Source organism: Paenibacillus sp. FSL H8-0168, from assembly GCF_038592955.1.
GTDB lineage: Bacteria > Bacillota > Bacilli > Paenibacillales > Paenibacillaceae > Paenibacillus > Paenibacillus polymyxa_B.
Genome location: NZ_CP151948.1, coordinates 1,028,923 through 1,044,414, shown reverse-complemented (window position 1 = coordinate 1,044,414; position 15,492 = coordinate 1,028,923). Strand labels below are relative to the sequence as shown.

Below are 15,492 nucleotides of genomic sequence, written 5' to 3'. Positions count from 1 at the left end.
GTTTCAAGTCGAACATGTACAATAATTCATAGTATAACGCATTCTGAATAAGCATGCAGATGATTAGGTCCAGTCGTCATTTATTTGGTATCAAGTACGATTTTAGGGGACAATTTGCGACTTGCTGGAAAAACTAAACTGTACCGAAAATTAACAAACACCGCCAGTACGATCCCTAGCACATTCACAATAATAGCTAGCATAAAAACACTGGATATCTGAGAATGTTTCAAAAGAAAGCCTGTAAACACAGGAATGACCGTGTATGACAGCGAGGTTGCTGTATACACAAACCCGGTAATCTGTCCTTTTCGTTGACTAAAAAATTCACTCATTACGGTTAATGTCAGCTGAAGTACACCTGATATTGAAAACCCAATGACGCTCGCACAAATAATGGCCGCAGCCCCTGACTTGAATAAGAGAAGCGCTCCAAAAGCCAACAGGGAAATACATGGATAAATAAGAATAATGTGAACAGGTTTAACCCATTTTCTTAACACAATTACCAATACAAACACGGAAATCAGTGAACCGACATTGTAATAAACTAATAATCTGAGAGACTCTGATTGGGTCATACCGATAAACTGTTGTCCAAAAGTAGGCAGCCATAACTGCACAATATAAAGCAAAGTCGGTCCGGTAAATCCGAGCAAGATAAGGCATACCCCTTCCTGCCAAAACCGCGGCTTACTCCGATCATTTGCCTCCAATTTTCCCGCTTGCTCAACGCTCGATACAGAAGTATCACCAACTGGCTCCTTGGGTGACTGAACCCGCATGTCTGGGAACTTCATCTTGAACAGGTAAATTGCATTCAAAGCAAATATGAAGGCTGGTAAAAAGAAAGAGAATCCGTAGAAAATGTCGTGATTCATAAAAAAGATAATCATTAACGGTAAAAATGCCGCCCCGATGGATATAAAGCCTCTCACCAACACTGTAGCCGAACCAGAGGATTGGGGGAAAGCTTCGATCAGCGCTGGATAAGTACCTGAATCAAGAAAAGAATTCGCTACGCCTGCCAGCACTGCCAGTACGATCGCCATCTCAAAGCTGGGACTTAGCGGTATACCGACCAAGAATACAGCCATTAGTAGCCCTGCTACCACAATAAACGGCTTACGACCATAACGGTCGGAGAGCACCCCGGATATGTACAGGGTAAACAGCCTGCCAAATCCCATCGCAGAAACCAAGAGACTGATGCCCGCCTGATCTGTATGCAAATGCTCTGTTAAAAAGGACATGTGGGACGCCAGCATAATATTAAACATGCCGAACAAAAGATAGTTTACATAAAGGCCTGTCGCCACTGGAAAAGAAGAACGTTTCATCATGAATTCACCTGCTTTTGTAAGTAAGTCTTGTAGTATTAAAAATGTGAATCATTTCACATTACCTGTGTCGATGATGAAGTATAGAACACATTTTAAGATTTATCAAGTTTAAATATTGCGGGACCCCAACCTAGACGCGCTGATGCGTTTTCAGATAAAACTCCTTGCCGTAGCTTAGTGCAAAGTTCCGAAAGTCCACTACTGCCGGGGATAAATATCTATTTTTGATGCTGGCCAGGTAGATAAAACGCTCGTATTCTGGATTTACAATAGGCAATGTTTTGACGTTAAAATAATCTAACGATGAAATTCGAGGCATAACCCCAATTCCGTAATTGACAGACACCAGCCCTGCCATTGCTGTATCCTCTTCAATCTCGCAAATAATCTGTGGCGTGACGCCCGCTTTGGAGAACAGGTTTTCAATAATAGGCCGAATCCCACTCTTTTTGTTAAAGAAGATCACTGGATAATCCGCTGTATCCTTGAGATCAATTTGGTCTAGAGTGGCCAGTGGATGATCAGGCGAAACAATGACAACCAGTTCCTGCTGAGCCAACGGAATAAACTCCACATCCGGTTCATTTTCCATGTGAGAGCAGAACGCCACATCATAATGTTCCTGCTTCAGCCCCTGGATAATATCGTTCGTATTCCCTTGGTGAAACGAAAAGGAGATATCTTTGCGGGCATCCAGAGCTGAAAAGGCTTGAATGATCGCTGGAATGAAGTGTGAGCCTAACGTGTAAATGAAAGCCAAATCTATATTTCCATGGCTTGGACTCACTAACTCCCGTAAGTTGTGTTCTCCCTTTTCCAATTCATCCATCGCGTGCTCCACATACTTCAGGAAAAATCGTCCGTATTTGTTTAACCGAATATTTCTCCCCTGCTTCTCAAACAGATGAACTCCCAAATCTTTTTCTAATTCTGAAATCGCATGACTTAAACTGGGTTGAGTAATACATAGTCGCACAGCTGCCTGGGTAAAATGCTCCATCTCTGCAAGTACACGAAAATATTGTAAGTGCTTCAGGTTCATAATGATGTACTCTCCTTCTTTAATTCATATTTTAAATTATAGACCCAAACTATGAAAAACGATAAAAATATGCATTGGATTTATAATAACACTCCTTATATAATAATGACATAGAAAGAATGTGAATAATTTCACTTATCTGTAGGCGTAATGTAATACAGCTGACGATGCCTACCTAGGCCATTGATCTAAAATTTAAGTTGGGAGTTACACTTATGAAAAATCCTTATATCAGAATGGCAGCAGGGCTTTACATCAACTATTTTCTTCTGGGTATGATCAATGTTATTCTATCGTCGAATATGAGCTTCCTGACCGTTCAATTGAACACGGATAAAGCAGCCATCGGCTATCTGGTGTCCGCGATTGGGATCGGTAAGCTGCTCGCTCTCGGGGTAGCCGGAAAAATGTCAGACAAATACGGAAGAAAACCACTCATTGTTATTGCATCATTTGCTTATTTAATCTTCCTGATCGGCATTCCGCTTGCGCCTAACTATACGTTGGCATTCGTGTTTGCTATTATCGCAGGGCTTTGCAACTCTATGATGGATGCAGGAACGTATCCTGCATTAATTGAAGGCTTTGGAAAAAAAGCCGGGTCTGCAACGGTACTGGTCAAAGCATCCATCTCGATCGGTGCTATTGTGATTCCGTTCATGATTGCATTCTTTATTAATCACGATATGTTCTATGGATATTCCTTCTTTATTCCAGCAGGGATTTATCTGCTGAACGGTATCTTCTTGTCGATGACAGCTTTCCCCAACCACAAAGCAGAGGAACAAAAGGCTCCAACCGAGGCTGCCCAATCCACAGATACTTTCCGCAGCGAGCCTAAGTTTTGGCAAGAAGGTTTATCTCTAATTATTATCGGTTTTACTTCTACTGTATTGTTCATGATCGTGCAGCTATGGCTTCCTACCTTTGGACAAGAGGCCCTGGGCATGGACAAAGCCAGTGCCATTAAACTGCTGAGCTACTATAGTATAGGTTCATTGGTTTCCGTTATTCTGTTAGCTGTGGTACTTGGTAAATTTATTAAACCGATTACTGTCATGATTGTATATCCGCTTATTGCCCTGCTTTCTTTGCTGGCTTTAATTACATGGCACAATCCTGTCGCTACTTTGATCAGTTCATTCTTGATCGGCTTGTCTACCGCAGGCATATTCCAAATTGCCCTCACGGTTATGACGGAATTTTTCCGCAAGAACAAAGGCACTACGACTTCTCTCGTGAACATAGCAGCCAGTCTTTCGTTCATTCTGATGCCTTTGGCTACCGGGGGCATGTCCAAAAGTTTGGGAATCACCTCGGTATTCATTCTGGATATTGCGATTGCTGTAGTCAGTATTTTGCTGGCCTTGTTTGTTGCTTATCGATATAAAAAAGTATTTCATTAAACTACACAGATTACTTGGAGGCTTATATTATGAAAAATGCTGGACGTATTGACGGAAGAACACAACTAATCGGACTGCTTGCTACACCAATCGGACACTCTTTGTCCCCGGCTATGCATAATCTTGCGTTTGAAAAGCTGGGTCTAAATAACGTGTATATGGCCTTTGAAGTAGGAAATGAACAACTTGAAGAAGTGGTACGGGGGATGCGCGCTCTAAACATACGCGGTTATAACGTGTCCATGCCTAACAAAACAGCTATTCTACAGTATCTTGACGAGCTGGACGACAGCGCTAAATTTACAGGTGCAGTCAACACCGTCGTGAACACAGATGGTATACTAAAAGGCTACAGTACAGATGGATCTGGTTATGTTCGCAACTTGCGTGAACACGGCATTGATCTGAAAGGTAAGAAAATGACACTTGTCGGCTCTGGCGGTGCAGCTACACCGATTGCTATTGAAGCGGCTCAAGCAGGTCTGGCTGAAATTTCAATCTTTGCCCGTAACGATCAGTTCTTTGCTCGTGCAGAAGAGAATGTCCGTATTATTAATGAAGATATGAAACACACCCAAGTCAAGGCGAATATCTATCCATTGGAAAATCAAGAACAGCTACGTGAAGAGATCCGCACAAGTCATATTCTCGCTAACGGTACAGGTGTTGGTATGAAACCGCTGGAAGGCAAAAGTGTGATTGAAGATGTGTCCATGCTACGTTCCGACCTGATCGTAACCGATGTAGTGTACAGCCCAGCTAAATCCAAGCTGATGGAACAAGCCGAATCCGTAGGTGCAACTGCCATTAACGGTCTGGGCATGATGCTGTGGCAGGGCGCATTGGCCTTCGAACTGTGGACAGGCCAAGAGATGCCAGTCGCTTATATTAAAGAACAGCTTTTTGCTGATAAGCTGTAGACATAGAGCTGCTAACAAGTGCACTAAGCAATGAATTCCTTCTATTATATACTCATGAATGTACTCAAAAGACTATGCTCGGCGAATGAACACTTCTGCCGAGCATAGTCTTTTGATTAATCCTTATAAGGGTCAAATTCATTGGCCCCAGCCATGCATACCCCAATAGGCTTCAGTTCATGCATAACTTCTACAGTCTCGGAATGAGCGTCCAGTACCTCGCGCAGTTTACGGTAGACGAACGGGCTTTCATCTGTACCGGCTCCGCGCAGCTCGACACTATAGTTCCGAACGGCCTCCTTCATCTGTACGTCCGTGATTTGTCCACCACTCCGTGTGCGGGTCTTCCAATTCATTTTACCAGCTGCCTGGGTACGACTCATAATACGACCTGCCCCATGAACTGTACTATAGTAGGAATCCCGATTTTCTACCGAATCTTTTCCGCGTACAATCACCGAAATATCGCCCATGCTTCCTCCAATAAAGCCCATCTGGCCAGGTGCCGAGGGAGTAGCGCCTTTGCGGACCACAATGGTGTCACGCCCATCATGCTGTTCTTTCCATGCGTAATTATGGTGGTTATGCACAGTAAAGTCCGCTTCGGTCCCCATAATACCAAGCACTTGTTCTATCACATAGTCACGTCCCGCATACGCATAGCGTCCGGCAAGGCACATCGCACGGTAGTACATATCCCCCAACTCACTGTTCATATCCAGCAGCACAGGCGGCTGATCCATATGCTCTCCCGGCGCCTTTCCGAGAAACTCTCGTCCAGCGGCCAAGTTTAGAAACCCACTTGCTGTTTTGTGTCCAAAGCCCCGGCTGCCGAAATGATTGGCAATCCAGACCTGTCCTGTCGCTTCCTCGACGAATACATCAACAAAATGATTACCACTCCCTACTGTACCCAGCTGTTCTCTCGCCAAGGACTTCAGTTTGTCATGTTCTTGTTTCCCAATCGCCGCATATACTGCCCAATCCGGGTCATCGAACAGCTCATGGTCTATCTGAATTGCATTCACACGACCTACGCCAAACGAAATATGACATGCAACCTCATCCATCACGGCTGAAATACGCGGCATAATATCTGCTGCAAACAGCTTGGTTCTTACCGCCTTATTTCCGCAACCGATATCATACCCGACACCTGAAGGCGAAATTTGTCCGTCATACACCATCACACCGCCAATCGGCTGACTGTAGCCTTTATGATGATCTGCCATCAGCAGCGCCTGAATCACATTCCCGTTTTCGGCACATGTACGGGCTTGAGATAATGCCCCTGGATCAGGTGCTCCCCATACTCGTACTCCATTGATTTCTTGATAAGCCATCGTCGTTTCATCCTCCTGTAAGTCACTCCATGTTTAAACTTGTAAAGTCGTTAATTGCATTATGTACGTTTTACCAGCTTCCGAACAGGGCGTAAGTATTACAAGTACAATAGTAGATATCCCCTAAGAAAATGAAAAAGGATATCCATGCAGCCAACCAGACTGTAGGATATCCTTTTATGATCATTTAGAAACTATTAAATCAATTATACTAATCTTTTTTGATGATTCCGAATTGATCCACAATAAAAGGTTTGGCATCATTTTTGTTTTGATCAATTTCATACGTTACGGCTGTAAGTTTATTTCCGTCTACAGTAATGCCAACAAAATTCTGTACCTGTCCACGTGTTGGTCTACGATTGTCACTCGGATCTGGGCCATATACTGCCGCATGATTCTCTTCAGCTAGTTCAAAGAGATTATAGTACTTATCTCCAAGTTTTTCACTTGGGTTTTTGTAGTAGACTTTGGGGCCAGCGGTTGCTGGGATGACATAGATACTTCCATCTGGATTCACACTATATTCAATCGTCTTATCATTTAATGTATCTTTTAATTTTGTTGGCGTTGTTGCTTTACCCTCTTGGTTGATTGGTTTCGTACGAGCGTAAATATGATCGTGCCCTTGCACAACAAAGTCGATATCCAGCTCAGCCATTAAAGGTGCAATCTGGTTACGAACTCCGTTACTATCTATGATGTCAGAATCTGTTGCATGATTAGAGGTGGTATAGGGACCTTTATGAATGTTAACAATGATCCACTTTGCACCTGCCCTTTTGGCTGCCGCAGCATCTTTCTTTAACCATTCAACTTGATCTTCAGAAAAATTGGCATATTTCTCTGAGTCCTCATTGGAGTTCAGTACAATAAAGTGAGCATTGCTGTAATCAAAGGAGTAGTACGCTCCTGTTTTAGTAGCAGAACCAGCTGGTCCATTAATATTAAAGTGATCATAAAAAGCGTAGTTCTCATCCTCGTGATTACCTGCTGAAGGAACAATGGTTGTATTCAAAAGACTTTTTTGTGAATGTCCCAACAACCAGTCCCACTGCTCTTCTTTGGTACCGGTGTCTACGATATCTCCGTTGTGGACTACAAACTGAGCATTACCTACAGTTTGAAGTGCTTTTTCGAGCGTCTGTGAAGACAATATGGCTTCATCTTCGCTTTTTGCTTGTGTATCAGCTAGATCAATGAAGGTAAATTCACCGCTCTTAGGAGCCGTTTGAAACGTACCTATTTCGCTCCATATCCCGCGCGCTGCATCACCCACACGATAATAATAAGTTGTGTTCGCTTGAAGACCTGTAGCTACGGCTTTATGGACAAGCTCTTCTGCAGAATTGGTCGATGGAGAGGAAGTGCCTTCAAATGCGATAGCACTCTTAAAATCAGCTTCTGAATCCGTTTTCTTTATTACTTGAACAGTGCTGTTCGTGAGAAGTTTTGAAGTATACCAGGTAAATCCTTTGGAGCCTTTAGTGTCTCCATAAAATGTAGCTGTAACTTTACTAATACCATGATCTGTATTCCCTGCTGACTCAGCATGGACAGGTAAGGCTGACATGCCAGTAATCAAACCTAGCATAAGAGCAATAGACATAGATGCTGCTGACCATTTTTGAAACTTCTTAAACATGTATACACTCCTCTTTGCGGTTAAATATGTAAAAGTTATAATTATGATCATAACAATCAATTGTTAATACGTTGTTTTTGGAAATATAGTACTTTGTAAAAATGAGGTTATGAGTGTGTTTTTATCCTACTTTGATCACCGAAGATTATACTTTAGGTATATAAACCAAAAAAGGCCTACCGGATGTTTGCAAAGTTTGCGAAACCGGCAGCCCTTCTTCCTGTTCTAGGTGCTCTTAATATATAGTATTAAACTGACCCCCTATAAGAAGCAGTGGCGGAGTCTTAGAAAGTTATTAAGGGTTTTGTTAAATCGCTAGCCAACTAATGTGCAGAAGTATTTTTCAAATCTGCTTCATAACGAAGGCCGAATTGTTGTCTTGCTTCCTCCATCACTTCAGCGACTGTAAGTGAACACTCCAAGGAGTTAATGGAACTGTTGCGTTCACCACTCTTGATCAAATCAATAAATTCCTGAATTTCATAATACATTGGCTCACGCGTCTGAGCTTTGGTCAGATCCTCAATCGTGCCGTCCCGATAATGAATTTTCACCTCATAGGGCTGGCTGATTTTGTCGATCACCATCGTTCCATTCTCACCCTGAATTTCAGCAGGCAGATAGGAATCTGTAATTTTGGAATACATGACGATAGCATCCATATCAGGATACTTCATCACGATACTGCCCTCGCCATCGACACCAGAGGATAAAAGTACACCAACCGCCCGAACCTCCTCAGGTTTGCCGAACAAAGTCACCATAGGATACAAACAATACACTCCAAGGTCCATCAAGGAACCATTGGAAAAAGCCGGATTAAACGCATTCAATACCTTACCTTGCTTAAAAGCATCAAAGCGTGAGGAGTATTGACAATAGCTTGCAAAATAACGCCGAACCCGGCCTATTTTATACATATGATCCTTTATTATTTTAAAGTTAGGCATCAGTGTGGATTTAACGGCCTCCATCAGCAGAACATCGTTGTTGCGCGCGGCTTCGATCATGCTCTTCACCTCTGCTGCATTAGACGCAAAGGGTTTCTCACACAACACGTGCTTTCCGTGATTCATACATAAGATCGCCTGCTCCGCATGTAAGGAATTGGGGCTGGCAATATATACGGCATCGACCTGATCACTTGCGGCCATTTGCGCCAGGTCTGTAAAAACCTCCGGCTGGCTGTTATATTTGTCAGCAAAAGCTTTGCCCTTATCCTCTGTGCGTGAGTATACCGCCGTCAGGGAAAATTCGTCCGTCTCCATCGCAGCTTGAATAAACCTCTCTGTTATCCAGTTGGTTCCAACAATACCAAAACGCATCACAGTATCCCATCCTTCCCGTGAGTCATTACAATTCATATGTACCTATTCTCGCATTCCAGCCTAAACTTGTCCACTATACCGTTATTCATATCTCATGCTTTAACATGTTCATTCGACAAAAAAAGACTGTAGTCTATCAGCATAATTTATACTGATTGTACCACAGTCCCTGTCATTTATTTGGGGTTATATCTCTATTTTTTTGATATCACTTTTCCTACTTCTTCCAAAATGGCATCCATGGAAGCTGGGTCGTGTACATCATACTCATCAATGTTCAGACGCAGTACAGGACAGGCATCAAATTCGTTGATCCAATTGGAATATCTGCGATGCATTTGCTCCCAATAGGATCGCTCGGTCTGGATCTCCATCTCGCGACCACGCTCCTCAATCCGACTCAGTATGGAAGGCAAGCTGCCTTCCAAATAGATCAACACATCAGGGTGCGGGAAAAACGGTGTCATCACCATCGCCTCAAACAGGCTAGTATATGTTTCATAATCGGTAGGGTTCATCGTTCCCTGATCGGCATGCATTTTCGCAAAAATGCCTGTGTCCTCATAAATAGAACGATCCTGTACAAAACCTCCACCAGACAAGAAAATATTCTTTTGTTCCTTGAAGCGTTCCGCGAGAAAATAAATTTGCAAATGAAAGCTCCATCTTTCGAAATCGTGATAAAATTTCTCCAGATAGGGATTATGATCAACCTGCTCCAAAGAGGTTTTAAAACCAAGACGTCCGGCCAAAGCACCAGTCAGCGTAGATTTGCCTACACCCACTGTGCCCGCTACCGTAATCAGGGCATTCGCAGGAATGTTGTAATTATTCACTATATAAGCTCCTTTACATCGGAAACAATTTGTTTAAATTGTGCCTGGTTTTCTACAAAATCAATTTCATTCCCATTCACGGTCAATATAAGAGGGGAAGGGGGCTGTTCAGCGAGAAACTGCATGCCTTTATCATAATCTATGATCAATTGCTCCAGATAGGCGGGGTCCATCTCCTGTTCAAAAGAGCGTGCACGCTTGCGAATTCTCCCCAGCAAGGTATCCAAATCTGCTCTAATATAAATGATAATGTCCGGCTTAGGCATATCATCTGTGAGCAAATGATAGATTTGACGATATTTTTCGAGCTTCACACCCTTAAGTGTACGTTCGGCAAAAATTAAATTCTTGTAGATATGGTAATCAGAAATAACGGGCTGAGCTTTCTCGATATATTGCAGACCGGTATCCTCCAGCTGCTTGTACCGATTGCAGAGAAAGAACATTTCCAGCTGAAAACTCCACTCATCTATATTTTGATAAAATTTATCGAGAAATGGGTTCTCCTCGACAATCTCTTTGATCATCGGCAAATGTAGCTCGGTTGAAAGCATCGAAGCTAACGTCGTTTTACCTGCTCCGATTGGGCCTTCAACGGCTATAAATGGGGCTTGCTTCATGTAGTTCTGCTCCTCCTTGTACTCCAGTCCATCCTGTGGACAACTATCCTATTGTATCACAAGGTAGTACGATAAAGGCATACCAAATCTATGGATAAAACAAAAAAACAGAGCGCTACATTTTGCTTCATAGCGTCCCTGTTTCTCATTTAAACCAACCTTTTTCATTAAAACGTGTAATCGCCTCGATCCGGTTACTGACACCCAACTTATCGAGAATGACTGAAATATAATTGCGCACCGTCCCTGTCGTTAAATACAGTTCACCAGCAATCTCTTTTGTGTTCTTTCCGTCAGCGATGAGCGCTAAAACGGTCTTTTCACGCTCTGTTAGCGGGTTGACTTCGGCATAAGCATCATCGACCAGTTCCGGGGCATAGATACGCCGACCTGCCATAATACTGCGAATGGAGGAAGCCAGCTCTTCACTAGGACTGTCCTTGAGCAAATAACCGTGTGTCCCCGCCTTGATCGCTCGTTCAAAATACCCGGGGCGGGCAAACGTAGTTAAAATCAGCACCTTGCAGTTCAAGCCTTTGAGTTCCTCAGCCGCATCCAACCCGCTCTTGATCGGCATTTCGATGTCCATGATGCATATGTCTGGCTGGTGCAGCTTCACCAGTTCTATAGCTTCTTCCCCGTTGCTAGCTTTTCCGACTACTTTCATGTCCTCTTCCAAGTCCAGCAGGGAGGCTAGAGCACCCAGCAGCATACGCTGGTCCTCCGCGATGACAATTCGAATCATGGCCCCACCTCCTCATTCGGCTTTTCAGTGATATTGGGCACTTTAATAACCAGGGTCGTTCCCTGATCTGAACGCAGCTCCATACATCCGTTCACGAATTCGAGCCTTTCTTTCATACCTTGCAGACCATTTCCACGAAAGGTTCCATTTTCTCTCGTAATACCGACTCCATTATCCTGAATCCGAAGGGTTAATTCCTTACGAGACGGCTCAATGGTGATGGAACAAGCGGTGGCTCCACTGTGCTTAACCACATTTGTCACTGCTTCCTTCATACACATACTAAGGACATTTTCATTCATTAATGATGTATGCTCCAGCTTCGGGTCGCCCTCTAAAGTCAATTCAATGTGAGCAGCCTTTAAAATCTGCCGAATACGTAGCAGTTCATCCTCTAGTCGCATACCGCGCATTTGAGTAACCATTTCCCGCACCTCTTTTAACGCACTTCTCGCCGTGAGACGAACATCGTTAATTTCGACATGAGCCCGCTCCGGGTACTGATCTATCAGTTTGCCCGCCAAATCGCTCTTCAGCCCAATGAGTGACAGCTTCTGACCTAAGGTATCGTGCAGGTCGCGCGCAATTCTTTGCCGTTCCTCCAGCTTAATCAATTCCGATATTTTCTTATTGGCATCCTCTAACTGGACTTGGAGCCGATCGCTTTTGTTGCGATTAAAATTCGTAATCGGAAGGAGAATCACACCGATCAGATTGAGCAGGATAAAAGGAATCTGTTTAATAAAAACGGGATTTTGAGAAACAAAACCGTAATTGATCAATCCAATCGTAATAACCATTAAAATAATATACAGCGTCGTAAATGCAGCCTTACTTTTAATATTACCGATCAGATAGGCGATAAATATGGAAAAATACATATAGCTAAACAGCAGTGTCATGGTAATCGATATGGCAATTTGTACACTGGTCCAAAAGTATATGAGCCAGCCTTTCGAGACAAAAGCCAATACATAACATGCAAAAAACACCAAAATAATAGCAGTACCCAGAATAATATGACTTGTAGATGAAGAGCTAAAGTAGTAAAAGGGCAGGATATAAAAGACGACCCACACATAAGGGCTAAGCCCTGTATTTCTTTGGAAAATCTGATACCATTTTTGCATCCTGCCCACCCTCTTCTACTTCACTTGACTTATATCTCTTATCATATCATACCAAGTTTTGTACAAAGTTATTTTCTTTCTGTGCTTACAACAGGTGTAGGGATGGGTTTCGTAACTGCAACCCGTTTGCTGAGGAGCGGCTTCACTTGTTTAAAGGTCAAAAAGGTTTTCGTATTTTCATCCCAAAGGCGGAACTTCAATGATTGCAGACTGCTACTTACTGTGATCGTGGTCGCCTTTTGAAGTAACGGTGTCGCTTCATGCGCTTTTTCCAAATTATAATTTGGCACTTTGGGGCTCAAATGATGAACGTGATGAAATCCGATATTCCCCGTAATCCATTGCAATACTTTAGGAAGCTTGTAGTAAGAGCTGCCTTCTACGGCTGCATTAATATAACTCCACTCTTCATCGTGCTCAAAATACGAATCCTCAAATTGATGTTGTACATAGAACAACCAGATGCCCAACATACCGGATACAAAAAAGATAGGTGCCTGTACGAGAAGGAAGGCCTGCCATCCAATAGCCCAGCACAACAGTGCATACAATGCAACGATGGATATATTCGTCACATGAGTGTTCATTTTTTCCTTGCGTTTGGCTGTCTTGATATTAAAGCGATAGGAAATCAAAAAAGTATAGATCGGACCTAGCCCGAACATAACCCAAGGATTTCGATATATGCGATAGGCCAGCCGTGTCCAAGTTGAAGCCTCTGTGTACTCTTCTACCGTAAGCACCCACATGTCACCTGTGCCTCTTTTATCCAGATTACTGCTTGTTGCATGGTGGATCGCGTGACTATTTTTCCATTGATGATAAGGACAGAGCGTAATAATACCTGTAATCGTTCCCACAATGTCGTTCAGCTTGCGGCTTTTGAAGAAGGATTGATGACCACAATCATGAAAAATAATAAACGTCCGTACCACAAACCCCGATGCAACAATGGCAATGGGAAGCGTCAGCCAGTACGAAACCGACAGGCTAAGATAAGCAGCATACCACAATAGGATCAGTGGACCCAAAGTATTGATGAGTTGCAGAACGCTGGATTTCGTGTTTATTTTCTCGTAGGGAGCCATATTTTTTTTCAATTGGGCTAATGGGAGTTGTGTCATACTCATTATGATCCTCCTTTAAAATGACGCCTATACCTTGATCCTGTTAGGCGTACATGTTGATCTAATCTCAGTATAAGGTGAAGACTGTAGACGCTGTAGTCATAAACGTCAGCTCGGGTATATGACATTTGTCATATAGACAAGTAACATAACCCGTTTTCCAAATGTTCGCGGGTTTCTTTTCTGAGGATTATTTGTTAAAATATAAGACATAATAACGCTGTATGTGACTGGCGAAGTCAGTGGAATGAACCACGAGGGAGCATACAAAAAAAGCGTACCGTTCGCCTGGGAGAAGTATTTGCAGAGGATTCGTCTGTCTTGACGACCTTGTGCAAATACTTTTTTTCGTTTTACAAGACCATGACACCCTGTTGATAAATCATTCGATAAATTCAGAGGAGGCTCGGACTATGGCTATTATCATGAAATCCAAAGAAGCAGCTGAGCAAGTATATGCAACGATCCGTTCACAGGTAGAAGAAATGAAGCAGCAAGGACACCGTCCCCATCTGGCGACACTATTGGTAGAAGGTGATCCGGCATCTGCCTACTATGCCCGGACCAAGCAAAAAATAGCGGAGAAGCTGGGCATCTCATTTCATCTCCATACTTTTGATCGTCATGTTAGCGAAACCGAGCTACTGCACCTGATCGGCAGTCTGAACGATGCATCCCATGTACATGGCATTATGCTGGAACTGCCGCTTCCCCAACATCTTTCCGCCTCCGTTATTAAACAATCCATCGCCCCCTACAAGGATATTGATGGGATTACACCTGATAACAAGCTGGCTACCGTAACAGGTGACGCCGGACTATATCCCGCAACACCTCAAGCCTGTATCGAGCTACTTAAGCATTACGGTCACACATTGGCAGGCAAAAATGTCACTCTCGTGGGCATCGGACAGACAGTGGGACTTCCCCTTTTCCACATGTTGCAAAGAGAAAATGCCACCGTTACCGCCTGTCATGCAGGAACACGTGATATTGCAGAGCATCTGAGCCATGCAGACATTGCCTTCGTCGCAGTCGGATGCCCTGATGTGATTACACAGGATATGGTTCATCCCGGTCTGATTTTGGTAGATGCGGGAATTAATGAGACGCTAGAGGGAAAAATAGTGGGGGATGCCGCTTTAGACGTTGGGGAAAAGGTCCATGCCATTTCTCCGGTTCCCGGCGGTGTTGGCACCTTAACAACTGCGATTTTATACAAAAATCTGCTCAAAGCAATACATCTGCAACACTACTCCAGAGAGGTGGTCTATTCATGAGTGAACTGTCGTGGAATCATTCCATCGGGCATTTTCTAAAAGAGGCTGCAAGTGCAGCGCCTACCCCCGGCGGAGGAAGTGTATCCGCACTGGCTGCGGCACTAGGCGCGGCTATGACCTCCATGACCGCCAACCTTTCACAAGGAGAAAAATATGCGCATATCCATGAACAAATCACGGACGTCATTAGCAGCATGGAAAGATTGTCTACACATTGTGAGGAACTAATGGTCGCAGACATCCAATCCTTTGAACAGTACATGACCGCGCTGCGTTTGCCCAAGGAAACGGACGAAGAAAAGCGCTATCGTATCCATTCCTTACAGACAGCGGTGATCGCTGCCATTGAGGTCCCCATGCGCCTGCTGGAAGTATGCCGGGACGGATTGTCGCAAGCCTACAACATTGTGGAAATGTCCAATAAAAATGTGATTTCGGATCTTGGCATCGGCGCAATCCTGTTCGAAGCCGCCGCTCAATCTGCCCTGCTTACCGTCGACATTAACCTTGCTTCGCTGAAAGATTTGGATGTCAAATACTCCTATGAGACCAAAACAGCCGCACTCATCCGTGAAATCGGACAGATCAAAGAACAAACCTTGTTGATGGTGCGCAGTCGAATAGCGAATTAGATTGCTCATAACCGTGTTTAACCTGTTCGAACCAATATATTCTGCTTACTCATTAAAAAATAGCCTCCAAATCCATCTCTAATCGTGGGTTTGGA

Annotated in this window: 14 protein-coding genes and 1 riboswitch; of the genes, 4 read left to right on the top strand and 10 right to left on the bottom strand. The window is 43.6% G+C overall.

What is annotated here, in order from left to right; translation table 11 throughout:
* Nucleotides 1-80: 80 nt before the first annotated feature.
* Both MHI21_RS04785 and MHI21_RS04780 read right to left on the bottom strand, forming a co-directional pair.
* The gene (locus tag MHI21_RS04785; RefSeq protein ID WP_080751598.1) at nucleotides 81-1,343 is read right to left on the bottom strand and encodes an MFS transporter; all 1,263 of its coding nucleotides are present in this window, start codon (nucleotides 1,341-1,343) and stop codon (nucleotides 81-83) included.
* A gap of 130 nt (nucleotides 1,344-1,473) precedes the next feature.
* Nucleotides 1,474-2,385, bottom strand: coding sequence for a LysR family transcriptional regulator (locus MHI21_RS04780; RefSeq protein WP_165179439.1), 912 nt, complete (start codon nucleotides 2,383-2,385; stop codon nucleotides 1,474-1,476).
* Between the two features lie 215 nt (nucleotides 2,386-2,600).
* On the opposite strand from MHI21_RS04780, the gene MHI21_RS04775 reads away from it, so the two are divergent.
* Together MHI21_RS04775 and MHI21_RS04770 are read left to right on the top strand one after the other, a co-directional pair.
* Nucleotides 2,601-3,791, top strand: coding sequence for an MFS transporter (locus MHI21_RS04775; protein ID WP_342419542.1), 1,191 nt, complete (start codon nucleotides 2,601-2,603; stop codon nucleotides 3,789-3,791).
* Between the two features lie 29 nt (nucleotides 3,792-3,820).
* Nucleotides 3,821-4,711, top strand: a complete 891-nt coding sequence (locus tag MHI21_RS04770; protein WP_165179441.1) for a shikimate dehydrogenase — start codon at nucleotides 3,821-3,823, stop codon at nucleotides 4,709-4,711.
* A 116-nt stretch (nucleotides 4,712-4,827) separates the two neighbouring features.
* On the opposite strand, the gene MHI21_RS04765 is transcribed toward MHI21_RS04770, so the two are convergent.
* The 8 genes from MHI21_RS04765 to MHI21_RS04730 all read right to left on the bottom strand — a co-directional run bounded on the left by MHI21_RS04765 (nucleotide 4,828) and on the right by MHI21_RS04730 (nucleotide 13,488).
* Nucleotides 4,828-6,054, bottom strand: a complete 1,227-nt coding sequence (locus MHI21_RS04765; RefSeq protein ID WP_342419541.1) for an RtcB family protein — start codon at nucleotides 6,052-6,054, stop codon at nucleotides 4,828-4,830.
* A gap of 211 nt (nucleotides 6,055-6,265) precedes the next feature.
* Nucleotides 6,266-7,699: a metallophosphoesterase family protein gene (locus MHI21_RS04760; RefSeq protein WP_342419540.1), complete on the bottom strand. Its 1,434-nt coding sequence runs from the start codon at nucleotides 7,697-7,699 to the stop codon at nucleotides 6,266-6,268.
* A gap of 323 nt (nucleotides 7,700-8,022) precedes the next feature.
* On the bottom strand, nucleotides 8,023-9,024 hold the full coding sequence (locus tag MHI21_RS04755) for a Gfo/Idh/MocA family oxidoreductase (protein ID WP_103049808.1): 1,002 nt from the start codon (nucleotides 9,022-9,024) through the stop codon (nucleotides 8,023-8,025).
* 197 nt (nucleotides 9,025-9,221) lie between these two features.
* Nucleotides 9,222-9,863: a deoxynucleoside kinase gene (locus MHI21_RS04750; protein ID WP_013308920.1), complete on the bottom strand. Its 642-nt coding sequence runs from the start codon at nucleotides 9,861-9,863 to the stop codon at nucleotides 9,222-9,224.
* Nucleotides 9,863-10,483, bottom strand: a complete 621-nt coding sequence (locus tag MHI21_RS04745; protein ID WP_342419539.1) for a deoxynucleoside kinase — start codon at nucleotides 10,481-10,483, stop codon at nucleotides 9,863-9,865. Before MHI21_RS04745 ends, MHI21_RS04750 begins: the two co-directional genes overlap by 1 nt.
* Before the next feature lie 145 nt (nucleotides 10,484-10,628).
* Nucleotides 10,629-11,228, bottom strand: coding sequence for a response regulator transcription factor (locus tag MHI21_RS04740; RefSeq protein WP_017426246.1), 600 nt, complete (start codon nucleotides 11,226-11,228; stop codon nucleotides 10,629-10,631).
* Nucleotides 11,225-12,358: a sensor histidine kinase gene (locus tag MHI21_RS04735; RefSeq protein WP_342419538.1), complete on the bottom strand. Its 1,134-nt coding sequence runs from the start codon at nucleotides 12,356-12,358 to the stop codon at nucleotides 11,225-11,227. Before MHI21_RS04735 ends, MHI21_RS04740 begins: the two co-directional genes overlap by 4 nt.
* A gap of 68 nt (nucleotides 12,359-12,426) precedes the next feature.
* Complete coding sequence (locus MHI21_RS04730) at nucleotides 12,427-13,488, bottom strand: fatty acid desaturase (RefSeq protein WP_013308916.1); 1,062 nt, start codon at nucleotides 13,486-13,488, stop codon at nucleotides 12,427-12,429.
* A 213-nt stretch (nucleotides 13,489-13,701) separates the two neighbouring features.
* Nucleotides 13,702-13,786, top strand: a riboswitch (ZMP/ZTP riboswitch).
* A gap of 112 nt (nucleotides 13,787-13,898) precedes the next feature.
* On the opposite strand from MHI21_RS04730, the gene MHI21_RS04725 reads away from it, so the two are divergent.
* Complete coding sequence (locus MHI21_RS04725) at nucleotides 13,899-14,765, top strand: bifunctional 5,10-methylenetetrahydrofolate dehydrogenase/5,10-methenyltetrahydrofolate cyclohydrolase (RefSeq protein WP_029517626.1); 867 nt, start codon at nucleotides 13,899-13,901, stop codon at nucleotides 14,763-14,765.
* Nucleotides 14,762-15,397: a cyclodeaminase/cyclohydrolase family protein gene (locus MHI21_RS04720; RefSeq protein ID WP_341162206.1), complete on the top strand. Its 636-nt coding sequence runs from the start codon at nucleotides 14,762-14,764 to the stop codon at nucleotides 15,395-15,397. The genes MHI21_RS04725 and MHI21_RS04720 overlap by 4 nt, the downstream gene beginning before the upstream one ends.
* Nucleotides 15,398-15,492: the final 95 nt, after the last annotated feature.